A 15,497-nucleotide genomic window follows, 5' to 3' on the forward strand; every position below is an offset into this window, starting at 1 on the left:
AATGGTTTAATTTCTATTTATTTATCTTCAAGGCTTAGTTAGCCACCTTGACCATACTGTGACGGACTACGGAACCTTTGTACATGTAGCCCTTCAGGAACTCTTCTACGACGATGTTCTCGCCGGCTTCCTCATCCTCCACATGCATCACTGCGTTGTGCAGGTTCGGATCGAATTCCTTTCCAACGGCCTCGATCACGGTTACACCGAGTTCATCGAGTGCTGTGGTAAACTGTTTGTATACTTTATTCATGCCGTCTGCGAACGGATCTTCCTCCGGGTTTTCCACCGTTGCAAGTCCGCGCTCGAAGCTGTCAACAACCGGAAGAATCTTCTCGATGATGTCTTTTGCTCCAATGGCATACATATTTGCTTTTTCTTTTTCGGTGCGTTTGCGGAAGTTATCGAACTCTGCCATCTGACGGGTCAGGCGGTCAGTCAGCTCTTCGATTTTCTCATCTTTTTTATCTTTTTTCTTTTTGAAGAACTTTCGTTCTTTGCCATCCTCAGCAGTTTCTTCTGCAGCTTCCGCTTCTTTTGCCTCTGCTGCTTTCTTTGCTTCTTCCTGCTCCGCAGCCGGTTCGGTTTCCGGCAGATCGGTCTCTGCTCCGGTTTCTTTTTCCATCTCGCGTGTAGGTTCTTCCATGGTTTCCTCTTTCTTTCTATTTTCTTCGCTCACTGATCATTCCACCTTTCTACTCACCTGTGTCCGGCTTTTTGAAGACGGCGTCCAGTTGAACTTTTAATGTTTTCAGGTTATCTACCACATTTTCGTAATCCATCCGCTTTGGTCCCACGATACCGATTGTTCCGCGCATACCGTTTCCCATATCGTATGTGGTGGTGACCACGCTGCAGTCCCGTAAGGGTTCCATCGAAGATTCATTTCCGATGTATACCTGAATACCGGTATTTTCCTCTCCGTCCTGCTCCTCGGCAGCTCCTTTGATCATATCGACCAGTTTCTGCCGTTCCTCGAATGTGGAGATCAGCTGGCTGGCTTTGCTGCTGTCGGAAAGCTCAGGGTACTTGAAAATGTTGGTTGCGCCGCTGGTGTACACCGGCACATCTTCTTCGCTGACTGCGATGGCTTCCGCTACGGTATCGACCACTTTGCTGATGATGCCGGAGTGGATGCCTGCCTGCTCTTTCATCTTCTTGATCATGCCAAGATTGATTTCTTCAATGGTCAGGCCATTGAGCTGTGTGTTCAGAAGCAGGTTCAGCTTTAATATCTGTTCATCGTTGATGGTCTCGTCTAGGTCGATCATCTGGTTTTTCACCAGGTTGCCTTCTACGACGATGACGGCCAGGAGCTGCTCTTCATTGACTTTTGAGAGCTGGATGAATTTCACTTTATTTCTGTGATATTCCGGTCCTGTAATCAACGTTGCATAGTTGGTAGATGAAGCGAGGACTTTGACAACCTGCTGCAGAACTTTTTCCATTCGGTCTGTTTTTTCAATGACCATGTTTTTGATGTCTGCAACTTCCTGTTCTTTTTCCCGCATCAGCTCATCTACATAGAGGCGGTAGCCTTTATCGGAAGGAATGCGTCCTGCGGAAGTGTGGGGCTGTAAGATGTAACCCATCTCTTCCAGATCGGACATTTCATTCCGGATTGTGGCGGAGCTTAAATTCAAATCCGTGTATTTGGAAATCGTTCTTGAGCCGACCGGCTCGCCCGTTTCCAGATACGTCTGGATGATCGCTTTTAATATTTTTCTTTTTCTTTCATCCAATTCTGTATCCACTAAGATAAGCTCCTTCCTGTTGTATAGTCCTGTTAGCACTCGTTTCAGTGGAGTGCTAACATCTATGCTCTTAAGATAGCACTCTGCCTTTTGTTTGTCAACACCTTTTCCCGGTTTTTCTATGAAGAAATTGTGAAAAAAGTATAAACCGTTTTCTTTCTGAAAAGGAATCTGACTTTTCTTTTTTATTGCATTCTACTGTTTCAAAGGCGCTATAGCCGTATGGTAGGATTCTGCCATTTCGATACGACCATTTAGTAGCATTTTCTCAGAGGTGATGAATCATGAAATATCAGAGACTGGAGGATCTGCGCACGGACCGCGATCTGACGATCCGCCAGGTTGCCGACTATCTCGGCTGCAACCGCGATGTGTATACCCGATATGAAAAAGGCGTCCGGCAGCTGCCGATCTCCATTGCCATCCGTCTGGCGGAGCTGTATCAGGTCAGTCTGGATTATCTGGTCGGCATCAGCGATGAGAAGCGGCCGTATGGATCCTGACTTTCCGGTGTCTCCGCCGCAGCAAAAGCAGGAGGACAGTTTTTCTTCTCCCTGTCCTCCCTGTTTTGCTTTTTCGTTTACAGATTCTGCAGATATTCCATCATCCGCGTTTCGCTGAGTTTCCATCCGTCCGGCTCCCCGCAGAGATACAGCGTAAAATGCCCGCACGGGACTCCGTTTTCCAGGTGGATGCCGGTATACAGTTCTACAATGAGGAGTTCTTCTGCTTTTTCTTCATATATATTAGTGATCTGATAGATGCGCTCTCCCTTTTCGTCCACCGGCCATTCTTTCTTCAGCACATCCCTCAGACGGCTCTCCCGCCCCTGCGCTTCGCATTCTTCCTCCCGGCTGATCATTTTTTCAAACGCTTCCGGCGTCTCCATCCGTTCCACTATATTCTGGACAAAATCTTCTATTTCTATTCTTTCTGCTTTTCCCATTCGTTCCCCCATTTCTGCCGTACATATTTTTCTGTTTTCTGCACAGGCTGTCTTCCCCCGCCGTTTCTCTCTCCCGCCCCATTCTCCAATTTGCGACCATATGATCTGATTTAACTTTGTTCATCCAACCGTTTGGTAGTATGGGTTTGAATCTGAAAGGATGGTACAACGTATGAAATACCAGAGAATTGAAGATATGCGGATCGATCAGGATCTCACCATCAAAGAGATTTCTGCCCTGCTCGAATGCAACCGCGACGTCTATTCCCGCTACGAAAAAGGAATCCGCGACATCCCGATCGACTATGTGATCCGGCTTGCACGGTTCTATGACTGCTCGGTCGACTATCTGCTGAGTGTCTCCAGTAAAAAGAGAAAATTCGGCGATTAATTTTTTTATTGTTGTCTTTTTTATTTTTGTGTTTTTCGTTTTGATACGACCGTTTGGTCGTATTTTATATTATAATGGTATTCTTATTTTGCGTCAATTCTGAACAAGAAGGAATCAAAATCGGACGCAAAAAAGCGTGCCGGAAAGTTTTCTGTCGCTTTTCCGGCACGCTTTTTTTCATGCTCTTTTCTTCTTTTTTATTTCTGATTTTTTATTCTTCCATGTCATCCAGGCTCTTCTTCAGTGTGATCATTTTGTCACGCAGCTCGGCGGCCATTTCGAAGTTGAGTTCGGCGGCAGCGGCTTTCATCTGTTTCTGTACCTGGCCGATCAGTTTTTCCAGTTCTTCGCGGCTCATGGACTCCGGGTCTTTTTCCATCTTTTCTTCTGTCTTTGCCACTTCTTTCGAAATGCTGATGAGATCGCGGACGGCTTTTTTGATGGTGGTCGGAGTGATGCCGTGTTCTTTGTTGTAGGCTTCCTGCAGGGCACGGCGGCGCTTCGTCTCGTCGATTGCGAGGCGCATGGAATCGGTCATCACATCGGCGTACATGATAACATGGCCCTCGCTGTTTCGTGCGGCACGGCCGATGGTCTGGATCAGGGAGGTTTCGGAACGCAGGAAACCTTCTTTATCGGCATCCAGGATCGCCACGAGTGTGATTTCCGGGATGTCGAGACCCTCACGCAGAAGGTTGATGCCGACGAGCACATCGAAGACATCGAGACGCATATCACGGATGATCTCGGTCCGTTCCAGGGTGTCGATATCGGAGTGCAGGTAGCGCACGCGGATGCCGGCCTCTTTCATATAGTCGGTCAGATCCTCTGCCATACGCTTCGTCAGCGTCGTCACGAGAACTTTGTTGTGTTTTTCAGTTTCTTTCTTTACTTCCGAAATCAGATCGTCGATCTGTCCCTCCACCGGGCGCACCTCGACATCCGGGTCGAGAAGGCCGGTCGGGCGGATGATCTGTTCGGCGCGCAGCAGCTCGTGGTCTGCCTCGTAGTCGCCCGGCGTGGCAGATACGAAGAGGATCTGATCGATCCGGTCCTCGAACTCGCCGAAGTTCAACGGGCGGTTGTCTTTTGCGGACGGCAGACGGAATCCATAGTCCACCAGCGTCGATTTCCGCGACTGGTCGCCGGCATACATGCTGCGGATCTGCGGAACAGTCTTATGCGACTCATCCACGATGATGAGGAAATCATCTCCGAAATAGTCCATCAGTGTGTAGGGCGGCTCGCCTGGCTTTAATCCGGAGAGGTAACGCGAATAGTTTTCGATGCCGGAACAGATGCCGGTTTCTTTGAGCATCTCAATATCAAAATTGGTCCGCTCCTCGATGCGCTGGGCCTCGATCAGTTTTCCCTCGTGCTTGAAGAACTTCACCTGCTCTTCCATATCCTTTTCAATCTCGCCTGTTGCTTTCAGGATCGTGTCCATCGGCACAACGTAGTGGGAGGCAGGAAAGATTGCGATGTGGTTCAGTTCACATAAGATTTCACCCGTCAGCGTATCGATCTGCACCAGACGGTCAATCTCATCCCCGAAGAACTCGACGCGCACCGCCTTGTCCGTCTCCTCCGCCGGAAAAATCTCCAATACATCACCGCGCACGCGGAACGTACCGCGGTGGAAATCCATATCATTCCGGTCATACTGAATATCAATCAACTGCCGGATCACATCGTCCCGGTCCTTTTCCATTCCCGGGCGGAGCGAAATAATCATCTCCATGTAGTCCTTCGGGCTTCCGATTCCATAGATACACGAAACACTGGAAACCACAATGACATCGTTCCGCTCACTCAGTGCAGAAGTCGCGGAAAGCCGCAGCTTATCAATCTCATCGTTCCGCGCAGAGTCCTTCGCAATATACGTATCCGAAGACGGCACGTAAGCCTCCGGCTGGTAGTAGTCGTAGTAGGAGACAAAATATTCTACTGCATTCTCAGGGAAGAATTCCTTAAACTCACCGTACAGCTGTGCTGCAAGTGTTTTATTGTGCGCTATGATCAAGGTTGGCTTATTTAACTGTGCAATAACATTTGCCATGGTAAAGGTCTTGCCGGAACCTGTAACGCCCAGCAAAGTCTCGCATTGATTGCCTTCTTGAAAGCCTTTGACCAGTTTTTCGATTGCCTGGGGCTGGTCGCCTGTAGGCTGGTATTCGGAGTGTAATTTGAATATTTGTTGTGAATTCTGCAAAAAAGCACCTCCTGGTTTTTATATCAAAAAAGTTCGTCTATCAGTCAGAAATTCGTCGAAGCACATTCTCTGATTTTAGCCGAATATGCCTCTCGACGAATTCTGTTCACCACCCGATATTTTATAGACTGATAAAAAGTAGTAAAACTAACGTGGACGAATTAACACTCAAATGTAAGAGATATTATATCATGGAAATTTAAAATTGTATATATGATACGAACATTAGTTCTTCAAAAATTCATTTACATTTATCATTGTATCCAGAACACTTTCCGTATCCAGCTCCTTCTTTTCCGGTAATACTTCTTCCATATAAGAAAGCAATTCCGGCGGAATCTCCTCAGCTATAATATTTCCATTGTGGTATGGGGAGCATCCGTTGTGCTTATTAGAATAATATACTTTTACATAAAAATATCCCTCAGGGCTTCAAACCCTGAGGGGCATCCTCGTTCATTTCAATTTTCCTTTTGTTTTTCAAGCTGTTCCATACAATATTTTTCTGCCAGAATTATAAATTCATCTGCAACTGAAATCTGCCGTTCTGATTCTTCTTTACTTGCAATATATCATAATCGCTAGCATGGCGAATCTCTTCTGCCTGTCCGATTTTCCTTCCCATTTCTCTTGGAAACACTGATGTTTTCACATAATCCTTATTGAAGTTAGCCACAGCATCCTTATGCCTTTTATATGCTTTACCGCTTACAGCATGTACTGCATTAATTGCATGAAAAATAGAATAGTATGCCCTGTTATTGGCTCCTTTATAATCTTCAATAGAAAATAATGCTCTTGCTGATTTCAGATCATTTCGGGCTGTTTCCAGACGATATAACACCAGATCCCGTCTAGTACCGATTTCCTGATTATGCTGCTCCATACAAAACTACCCCTTCTTTATGAATATTGGAATAAAATGGATAGTTCACAATCCACTTGTTAAAATGTGCTTCACTTTTTGCAATAGGCTTAATATCCGTGTCATGATCCATATTAAAGTCATAGGTCATGTACGAGAGCTGTTGTGCATATGCCTTTAATTCCAGATCTGACATATCTGCCAGAATCATAATGTCCACATCAGAATCCGGACGGAAGTCACCCCTTGCATAAGAACCATAAAGGATTATCTGACGTACATGGGAACCATAAATCTTCTTGACCTCTTCCACATACTGTTTAATTAAATCCTGCATAATCTTTGGCATACATCATCACCTCATTTTCTGCTGATAATACTATAAATTTCTCGATTCACAAATCTTTCTTCTTGATTTTATTATAACCAGTTTACCTTCGTTTCTCAATCAGTATTTTCCATGTATCAATTTTACTACTTTCTTCGACGAATTTTGTTCACCGTTATAGCCAATCCATCATGTCCATTTACTTTTAACGCATCGTTTATTATGCTTTATATAGTATTATTTTACCTTTCCAAATCAATATATGGTATGCAAATTAATATCAAGATACTAGGAGACAAAGTATTCCACTGCGTTTTCCGGGAAGAATTCCTTAAACTCACCATACAGCTGTGCTGCAAGTGTTTATTGTGCGCTATGATCAAGGTTGGCTAAGCCCCATTAACAAGGCAAAGACCATCTGCATATGGATCCGTGTCTCCTTCGATGCTTCCAGCAACAGTTTAGCATCGTAATACCCAATTGCCACCTTTAAAAAGATAACTGTATCTTTTTTTCATAAATATTAATAATTCTTCCTATAAATAAGGCTGTCAGTATGGTTCCTATACCAAGACCATAAAAATGGGTATGATTAATTAAACATAAAATAATAGTGACAAACACAAGTGTAATATCAAAAGTATTTTTCACTATTGAAAAAGGAAAAGAGAAGACTTCTGAAATAGTTTTTACAATACCATCAGTTGGTGTTAAAATAAGATTTGTTTTCACGCTTAAAAATACGCCCATTGCAGTAATGAACATCGTCATAATAAAGCAAATAACCCTTAAGTATAAACTTAACGATAATGTAGGAATTATAAAATCATATAAATCAGTCAACCAACCAAAAGCAAACGATAACGGAATTTCTAAAATAAAAGTAACTGTGATCTTTTTGGATAAAATACATTGAATAATAACAAATATTAAGTAACAGATAATAGAAGCTGTTCCTAAAGAAATGTTATAGATTTGTGATATTGAATACATCACAGAACTAAAAGCAGCAACTCCTAAATCAAAGCGAACATTTAATACAACAGCAAAAGCTATTAAATTCAAACCAAGAAAATACAAAAAATATTTTTTCATTATTATTACCTCATCATTTCTATGGTACTGTAAGCCATCAGAACCGGAGATTCTGCCTTGATGGCACACTTATAAAAAGCCCAAAGGTCTTGATTTCAAGGCTTTCAGGCTTAAGTTAACCCCAGCGGAGTCTGTTGTGTTTATCTTACTGGAATTTCACCTTCATCTATCAGTCTGTCTGGGGAAAATACAATACGGATTCTTCCGTCTGTCGCAACCTTGCAATCTCCGTCAAACGCATTCTTACCGCCATCCTCGATTTTCGCAGTTCCTGAAAGGATATTCTCACAGATGCGTATCGCTGTATTCATGATGCTATGATCCATGGAACCAACGAAAGGCATTCCCGCATATCCCACATGGCCATTAAAATTGCGGTCAAATTCACTTTCATAGGACTTGATTTTATCCAGAGCTCCCAATAGTGTATTAATACTGTCTCTGCAGAGCAGATTACCATTGCAGGCATCTCCTGAAAACAGGATTCGCTCTTTCCGATCAAGGAAACAACAGCCTCCCGATGTATGACCCGGTGTCTCAATTACCTCGATACTGCGTCCCCCCAGCTCAAACACCATCCCCTCCTTCAAAGGAAGACATTTTGGCATCTTTTGTATCCGCCGGATATCCGCAGGGCTACAGTCATACACATCGTAAGCTCCCATATTTCCCAAAAGTTCCACATAATCTGCGATGCTATCATAATTTATCGGTTTAAGACTATCCTCATCTTTTTCGTGAATATATACCTCTTCAAACTGAGCAGCTCCTCCGATATGATCCTGATGTCCATGTGTCAGCACTACATCATAGGGAAGCGGAGTCAGCCAGGAAATCAGCTTTTTCAGGTCTGTCATTCCGACACCCGTATCGATGAGTAATGCACGTTCCGTACCTTTTAACAAAAACATGGCTGTCATACCAGCCTCATTGATAGCCCCGGTGTCTTTTGCAATCTCCATCACCTGATATGTAGTCAGCTTTGCCATATCCATTCCATCCTTTCCGCATCAGTGCATAAATACATTTTCTGCATCCTCATCTAATGGTACAGTAAATGCCGGAGCATGTTTAACAAGAAGCTCCATCAGCCTGTGGTCATAATTATCTTTAACTTCGCAGATATTGTCAAAAATCATAATTGCCTCTTTACCTGGCTCACATACCGGCCACTGCGGAAGAGAAGGAACGGAAGGATTTCCGTATCTCGCAAAGTTTATCCAGGCACCACATATTCTCTCCTGCAGGCGGTCTGTTTCTCCCGGCACATTGCAGATAGGAATTCGGTCAATATTATGGAAAACAAACGGGATTTCAGAGCAATGCCATGCCAGTTTTCCTCCCTCATATGGGAATTCATAATTAAACATGTAGGAATATACGGGAGCTTCCTTATGTACTGACTTCTTCGCAATGAAATCTTTCGATGCATAACGGAAAATATAATCCAGCGACAGAACATCTACAAGGCGATTATTCGGATATGCTTTTTCGAATTCTGCTGCAATCTCTTCTGCATCCTCCTGAAAGCATTTTTCCAGAAGTTTCATCGTTTCCTCACGGGTCAGTTCATCCCTATTCTCCAGAACCGGCTTGAAATCAAATTCTCCAAAAACGCTACCCACTATCACCGGAATCTTTTTTGCTCCATCGGTAAATCCTACTCTGCGCGGATCACCGGCATACCATGAATTTGCTCTCGGCTCTCCTCCCACGTAGAGTCCTTTCTCCTGCAGCTTGGGTGACACCTTATTATATGCTTCCGCAAGGAAATAGTAAGGAATCGTTTCCAAATCCTCAACGGATTCCAACTTCAATTCCGTCAGAAGGGCCTCCACAATTGCGGTACCGTCATCCTCTGCCTCTTTTTTACCTTCTTCTATTACGCCGCTCTGGATAATCCCCTTATGGAATAAACCTTCTGCAGCCGGTGTATTCATCAGGGAATAAACTTTCATTCCACCACCGGACTGACCAAACAGGGTTACATTACCTGGATCTCCGCCAAAACTAGCAATATTGTCCTGAATCCAATGAAGGGCTGCGACCATATCTGCATTTCCCACATTAGCAGAATTGTAGTATTTTTCCCCATAAGCAGATAAATCAAGATATCCCAAAATATTCAGACGATGGTTCAATGACACGACAACCACATCTCCGTACTCACTCAGATGATCTCCCTCATACGCCACCTGTTCAATGGATGAGCCTGCAAAGAATCCACCTCCGTGCAACCATACCATAACCGGTTTTTTTGCTTCCGGATCCAGACTCTGTGTCCAAATATTCAGATACTGACAATTCTCATCCATTGGCCAGTAACGATGTGGGATCATAACCTCCATCAACGGATGATCCTGCATCAGCATAGGGCACACATAACCATAGGCCAGAGCATTTTTAATACCTTTCCATGGTTTTACCTCTCTTGGCATTTGAAAGCGATCAGCATCAGCATACTTGATGCCATGGAAAGTGTATGTAGAATTCATCTTAAATCCCCGTATCTTACCCGCCTTAGTCTGAACTACCGGTTCTGCCTTACTACAGTAAAAACAATTTCCCATTTTGTATTCCACCTTTCTTTAGTAATTTTATGTATATCTTATTTCATTACCATTTTGTCATTTTTTTGTTACCGTTTTATTACATCTCTATCTCCACATACAGTTTGCATATTAGTCTCTTCCTGTATTGCAGCCCGATACTGAGAGGGAGTCATATGATAATGCTTTTTAAACGCACGAAAAAAGTTTTCCGTATTTTCATATCCAATCTCTTTTCCGACTTCAGTCATCCTCTCATTTTCTAAACTTTTTCACCTCATTATACAATAATTATTGATACCCATCTACTATAATCCCATACATTTCAGAATGATCCGAAGATTATGGACTGCACATCTTTGCACATCTCCGAGACACAGACGAGGTTTCTTATCTAAATGTCCTTTGTATCCGATTGCTCTGCCATCATCTAAAATAAAAGCAACTTCCTCATTGGCCGGGCATATCTTTGGCACAAAACTTGCCGGATCATTGAAAAATGTTTTCATATCATTTGCCTGCATGTAGACTTTTTCCCCATCAACCAAAATCTCTCCATCCTTCATCTCGGCAGTATGTCCTTCACCCAGAGGTGCCATGACTGTATCCGGTCCTTCCGGATCAACTGTAAAGGAATTCCAGCTGGCTGCGAAAACCGGTGCAAATGGTACTTCCTGCACCATAATTACCTGCCCACGTTCATCAAACTCTGGCATAACTGTTCTCACAGCCTGAAGAATATTCATGGCCCTTCCTTTTCCTCCCGGCATAATCAAATCATTTCCGGCATGCATGGATTTCCAGGGTGTACTGCTGCCTCCGTTCCAATCAGTCATGATCAGACCTTCAAATCCCCATTCTCCGCGGGCAAGATCCGTACATAAGTCATAACTATCTGCTGTAGGAACACCGTTGATCAGATTGTAGGAACTCATGATAGACAACGGTTGAGATTCCTGAATAGCAATTTTATAGGGTTCCAGATAAATCTCCCTCAGTGCCCGCTGACCAATCACAGAATCCACAGCATTCCGATTCGTCTCCTGATTATTAGCTGCATAATGCTTAATGCATCCACCTCCTCCTGGCAGGCTCTGAAGACCGCGTACCATTGCTGACGCCATCTTTCCAGATATGAGAGGATCTTCAGAAAAATATTCAAAATTTCGTCCGCACATAGGATCACGCTGAATATTCATTCCTGGTCCCAGAAGCAAATCAATCCGCATTGCCTGCATATCTGCTGCCATTCCGCATCCTACCTGTTCCAAAATTTCCGGATCAAAAGACTGAGCAAGAAGCGTACCCACCGGCCATGCCGTACAGTAATGGTATACCTGCCTCTTTTCCCCCGATTCCAGATCGGTTGCCTCAAACTGCTGTGTGATACGCACACCGCCCGGACCGTCTGCCAATACAATAGAAGAAACACCATAACTTTCCAGTGCGTGTGTTGTTTCCCCTGCCGCTCCAGGTACAGATTCCGAACTGGCTCCAATCACAGGATTGTTCTCATCCTGCACACCCCAGCCTGTACCACAGCAAAGATCCGCCAATTGTGCAGCATCAAGCTGTGCGGCAAATTCTTCCATTGACACTCTGCCCGAAGCCACATCATTCAGCTTCCATTCTTTCTTTTCCACATACCGTACTGTTTCGTAAGGCATAACCGGCTGATAGCTGGTATCTGTCGCATATGTAACCACCTTTTCATCGCTATAGGCTGAACGCGAATCCAGCGTTTCCGGTATCTGCACAGCCAGAAGAACCGGTACATCCTTCCATATAGTTTCATCCTTTCGGTCAGTTAACCCCTTCTTTTCCTCCAAAGTTTCCGTTAACGGAAGCTCCACCAATACCTGTTCTGTCAAAGCAGTTTGTTCCAGCCGAATCTTGCACACCGGTTTTGTATCTCTGGAAGAAGTACCGATACGCACTCCATAATCTCCTTTTGACAGAATATAACCTCCTGCATTTTCACTATAAGATGCAAGATTACGCAGCGGTATGCGGATTTTGATATCTTCCTTTTCGCCCGGTGCCAGTAACATCGTTTTTTGGAAACCTTTCAGCTCCTGTTCCGGCATATCCATCTCCGATACCGGTGCAGAAACATATATCTGCACAACTTCACGTCCGGCAAACGCTCCTGTATTTTCTACTGTTACGCCAAGAACCAGTGTATCCTCATCCAGCGATGCCTCCAGATTTCCCAGTGCAAATGTCGTATAGGAGAGTCCATAACCAAAAGGATAACCCGGCTCAACATTAAATGTATCAAAGTAACGATAACCTACATAAATTCCTTCCGTATATACTGCCTTATTAAAATCCTGAAGGAAATTGCCTGCCGTAGGATAATCTTCATATTTTTTTGCCCAGGTTGCGGTCAGCTTTCCTGACGGTGTTGCCTTACCTGTGAGAATATCGGTAACGGCGGCTCCTCCCTCCTGTCCTGCCTGCCCCATGAGAAGAATAGCATCCGCACAAGCCGCCTCCAGATCCTGCACCGATATGGAGCCCGGAACATTCAGCACCAGTATCAATGAAGAAAAAGCTGACCGCAGCTTTTTAAGATTATCCATCTCCACTGCAGAAAGCCTGTAATCTCCAATTTCATACTTTTTATCCCCAATGGATACTTCTTTTTTCATGAAACGATCATTTCCCTCACCGGAATTTCTCGAAATGACACAAATAGCAGTTTCTGTTTCTTTTGCATATTCTTCCAGTTTTTCTGTTGTCAGCGGTTCCTCCGGAAACGCAAAAACACTCATGACCTGGTCCTTCATCTCTCTTTTGGCCAGATCATAGCATCTGGCCCACGCCATCTGCTGTTCCCGGTTCACAATCTCAAAACCTTCTGTTTCCATAGCATTCAGAATATTAATATGATAACGCAGAGACTGATCCACATCCTGATCACCACCGCCGGAAAGACCGCCGTTAAAAGGATCTCCCGATCCCGTTCCGCCGCGGATTGTTCTGGCAGCTCCGTTTCCAAACAAGGCAATCTTTCCCCTGCCCTTTAACGGAAGAACCCCATTTATGTTTTTTAAAAGTACCATTCCCTGCGTCGCCGCTTCTCTCGATATTGCAGCACCGCTGATCTCACGTTCGGACATCGGCGGATATATCGTATTACTTTTCATATTTTTTCCCTGCCTTTCATTTCTATTCCCCTCTTATCCATTTATGAAAAGAACCTGACTCCTTACGAATCAGGTCCCTTTATCAGTTTCCATATTTTTGTTTATGAAATTTTTTCTGCCAGGAAATCTGTCATCATCTGTTCTGTTTCTTCCAATCCATTAGCCTCATAATCCGCAATCAGCTTATCCCAGTTTGCATCAAAATTATCTACACTTTCTGTTACGCACTTAATCAGTCCCGGCCATGCAATCTCATTCAGAATTTCCACATTGTTCGTAATCTCCTGCGGTGTCGCATATGCCCAAAGTGGGGAATACGGCGGTGTTTCGAATTCATCTGGCTGCGGGAAGATATCGGTCAGCATCTCTACATTCCATGCTTCACAAGCTGCCTTCTGCTCCTCGTTATACTCTGCAATTACAGATTCTCTCGTAACAGGTGTGTAAGGATTACCATTTTCATCCACTGCACCGTCTCCATAAATCGGAAATCCCGTATAATTGCCAATACCAGTATTTTTTCCGTAATCCGGATCAGAACTTGCTTTTGCAATCTCTTCTTCCGTACGATATCTCATTCCATTCTCATCTACAAAATAGTTTTCTCCTTCAACACCCCATTTGTAAAGTACTGCACCCTCATCGGAGCAGAGATAATCAAGGAATTTAATTGCACGAACCGGATCCTCACAGTCCTTTGTGATTGCCAGTCCGTATCCAACCTGAAGACCCTGATACATCAGTGTGGGTGCCTTCGTCTCAGCATCAATTGTCACAGGAAGCGGACAATATGTTTTATCCAGTTTTCCTTCTGCTTTCAATGTTGCTTCCGCCTGTCCATAATGCCAAAGTGCATCAGTAATAGCTACAACACGTCCGCTGGCAAGCTTTGCAATGTAATCGTCATCTGTCTGTGTTGCAAAGTTTGGATCCAGAATTCCCTCATCATACATACGACTCAGCCATCTGAAATATTCTTTTTCTTTATCACTCACATGCTTGTAAATGCAGTTATAGTTATCATCAACAAGCCAGGAACCGTTATCCGGTGCACCATCAGCAATAAATCCAGCGGGATTACTGAGTGTAATGAGCCAGTGCCAGTCAGCAGCACTCATGGAAATACCAATGGTATCCAGACCATCATCGGTTTTAGGATGTGCTGCCAGGTACTGCTTGATCAGGGCTTCATACTCCTCCAGAGTCTTAGGATATTCATAATTATTTTCCTTAAGAGCTGCGTACTGTATCTGGCAGTTTCCTCCGGTTGCCAAAATCTGGTATCCTACACCAGCATAAGAAAGCTGATATATTCCTTCATCTCCAGAACCCCATTTCAGCTTTTCAAACTCATCGCCGTACATTTTTTTAATATTTGGACCATATTCCTCGATCAGATCTGTCATATCAATAAGTGCACCTGCCTCATACAGACTGTTTACACTTTGCTTAGCATAAATCATATCTGGATATTTGTCCTCAGCAATCATCAAAGATATATCCTCGTCAGGATCGCCTGTACTGGATACCGGATAGGAAATATCCAAAGTCACACCTGTGGCTTCAGTAATCGCCTGAGCAACAGGATTTTCCCAGTTACCATTTTTTCCGTCTGCATTGTAGTACTTGAAAGTTATAGGTGACAAATCATCCTTACTGTCCCCAGTACTGCTCTCGCTGTTTTCATTCTTGCTGCTTTCGCTCTTACTGCTTTCCGTATCCTTGGAGCCACATCCTGCCACTGTTCCAACGCAGAGTGCTGCTACCATAAGCAGAGCTAAAATTTTCTTCCTTTTCATGTTATTCCTCCCTATATTCTTAGAAAGTCCTACTATAAGGCCAAACATTTGAGATTTTACAATACCTCTATTATTTGTCTCTCATTGCAATAACTCTCCAAAATTATTTTAGATTTTCACGCGCGTTTTTACTTATCTAAAAGATATCATGGATAGTATATTGGAAGATATAGAAGAATTAACCTTTAAATTTAGAAATATTGACTAATCATTTTTGTAAAAAAAGGTACACCCGTGCGAACCTTGAAAATTTCATATAAAACAATAAATTTATGTCAGGAAATGGTATAATGATCTCAGATTATTTGTGAGGTGATCCCATGTCTTTTGCTAAGAATGAATAATTTCTTATTCACAGAAGAAGGGACCAGGGTTATCAGCTGTCCTGCCGGAAATGCCCCGAAAA

Annotated in this window: 14 protein-coding genes and 1 pseudogene; 2 read left to right on the top strand and 13 right to left on the bottom strand. The window is 43.7% G+C overall.

The features are described 5' to 3' along the window. Nucleotides 1–34 precede the first annotated feature (34 nt). Nucleotides 35–646: a nucleotide exchange factor GrpE gene (gene grpE, locus DWZ44_RS07945; protein WP_055218747.1), complete on the bottom strand. Its 612-nt coding sequence runs from the start codon at nt 644–646 to the stop codon at nt 35–37. A gap of 49 nt (nt 647–695) precedes the next feature. Then, complete coding sequence (hrcA, locus tag DWZ44_RS07950; RefSeq protein ID WP_022461073.1) at nt 696–1,754, bottom strand: heat-inducible transcriptional repressor HrcA; 1,059 nt, start codon at nt 1,752–1,754, stop codon at nt 696–698. Nucleotides 1,755–2,038: 284 nt separating this feature from the next. Between hrcA and DWZ44_RS07955 the strand changes: the two genes are divergently transcribed. Then, nucleotides 2,039–2,257 (top strand): helix-turn-helix domain-containing protein, encoded by a 219-nt coding sequence (locus tag DWZ44_RS07955; protein ID WP_117509604.1) that lies wholly within the window; start codon nt 2,039–2,041, stop codon nt 2,255–2,257. Nucleotides 2,258–2,334: 77 nt separating this feature from the next. Here the strand turns inward: DWZ44_RS07955 and DWZ44_RS07960 are convergent, their stop codons facing one another. Continuing rightward, nucleotides 2,335–2,700 (bottom strand): hypothetical protein, encoded by a 366-nt coding sequence (locus DWZ44_RS07960; RefSeq protein WP_117804611.1) that lies wholly within the window; start codon nt 2,698–2,700, stop codon nt 2,335–2,337. A gap of 172 nt (nt 2,701–2,872) precedes the next feature. On the opposite strand from DWZ44_RS07960, the gene DWZ44_RS07965 reads away from it, so the two are divergent. Continuing rightward, complete coding sequence (locus DWZ44_RS07965) at nt 2,873–3,091, top strand: helix-turn-helix domain-containing protein (protein WP_055228291.1); 219 nt, start codon at nt 2,873–2,875, stop codon at nt 3,089–3,091. A 211-nt stretch (nt 3,092–3,302) separates the two neighbouring features. On the opposite strand, the gene uvrB is transcribed toward DWZ44_RS07965, so the two are convergent. From uvrB to DWZ44_RS08010, 10 genes and pseudogenes are all read right to left on the bottom strand, one after another. Then, complete coding sequence (gene uvrB / locus DWZ44_RS07970) at nt 3,303–5,303, bottom strand: excinuclease ABC subunit UvrB (RefSeq protein WP_055228290.1); 2,001 nt, start codon at nt 5,301–5,303, stop codon at nt 3,303–3,305. 514 nt (nt 5,304–5,817) lie between these two features. Further along, complete coding sequence (locus DWZ44_RS07975) at nt 5,818–6,189, bottom strand: HEPN domain-containing protein (RefSeq protein WP_330410170.1); 372 nt, start codon at nt 6,187–6,189, stop codon at nt 5,818–5,820. Then, a complete protein-coding gene (locus DWZ44_RS07980) occupies nt 6,176–6,517 on the bottom strand; it encodes a nucleotidyltransferase domain-containing protein (protein WP_117804612.1) in 342 nt (113 codons plus the stop codon). The genes DWZ44_RS07975 and DWZ44_RS07980 overlap by 14 nt, the downstream gene beginning before the upstream one ends. Before the next feature lie 270 nt (nt 6,518–6,787). Then, nucleotides 6,788–6,885: pseudogene (locus tag DWZ44_RS19300) on the bottom strand (DEAD/DEAH box helicase family protein); the annotation flags it as partial. Nucleotides 6,886–6,985: 100 nt separating this feature from the next. Then, entirely contained in the window at nt 6,986–7,591 is a 606-nt protein-coding gene (locus tag DWZ44_RS07985; protein ID WP_117510997.1) for a YczE/YyaS/YitT family protein, read from the bottom strand. Between the two features lie 140 nt (nt 7,592–7,731). Continuing rightward, nucleotides 7,732–8,580 carry an MBL fold metallo-hydrolase gene (locus tag DWZ44_RS07990; protein ID WP_158565849.1) on the bottom strand — a complete coding sequence of 283 codons (849 nt, stop codon included), beginning with the start codon at nt 8,578–8,580 and terminating at the stop codon, nt 7,732–7,734. A gap of 21 nt (nt 8,581–8,601) precedes the next feature. After that, nucleotides 8,602–10,161 (bottom strand): carboxylesterase/lipase family protein, encoded by a 1,560-nt coding sequence (locus DWZ44_RS07995; protein WP_117804614.1) that lies wholly within the window; start codon nt 10,159–10,161, stop codon nt 8,602–8,604. Nucleotides 10,162–10,229: 68 nt separating this feature from the next. After that, nucleotides 10,230–10,391 carry a helix-turn-helix domain-containing protein gene (locus tag DWZ44_RS19510; RefSeq protein WP_082424921.1) on the bottom strand — a complete coding sequence of 54 codons (162 nt, stop codon included), beginning with the start codon at nt 10,389–10,391 and terminating at the stop codon, nt 10,230–10,232. Nucleotides 10,392–10,448: 57 nt separating this feature from the next. Continuing rightward, nucleotides 10,449–13,292, bottom strand: a complete 2,844-nt coding sequence (locus DWZ44_RS08005; protein ID WP_117804615.1) for a beta-glucosidase — start codon at nt 13,290–13,292, stop codon at nt 10,449–10,451. A gap of 101 nt (nt 13,293–13,393) precedes the next feature. Beyond that, nucleotides 13,394–15,091, bottom strand: coding sequence for an extracellular solute-binding protein (locus tag DWZ44_RS08010; RefSeq protein ID WP_055220729.1), 1,698 nt, complete (start codon nt 15,089–15,091; stop codon nt 13,394–13,396). Between the last annotated feature and the right edge of the window lie 406 nt (nt 15,092–15,497).

The sequence above is a fragment of the Blautia sp. AF32-4BH genome (assembly GCF_003460565.1).
Taxonomy (GTDB): Bacteria; Bacillota; Clostridia; order Lachnospirales; family Lachnospiraceae; genus Fusicatenibacter; species Fusicatenibacter saccharivorans.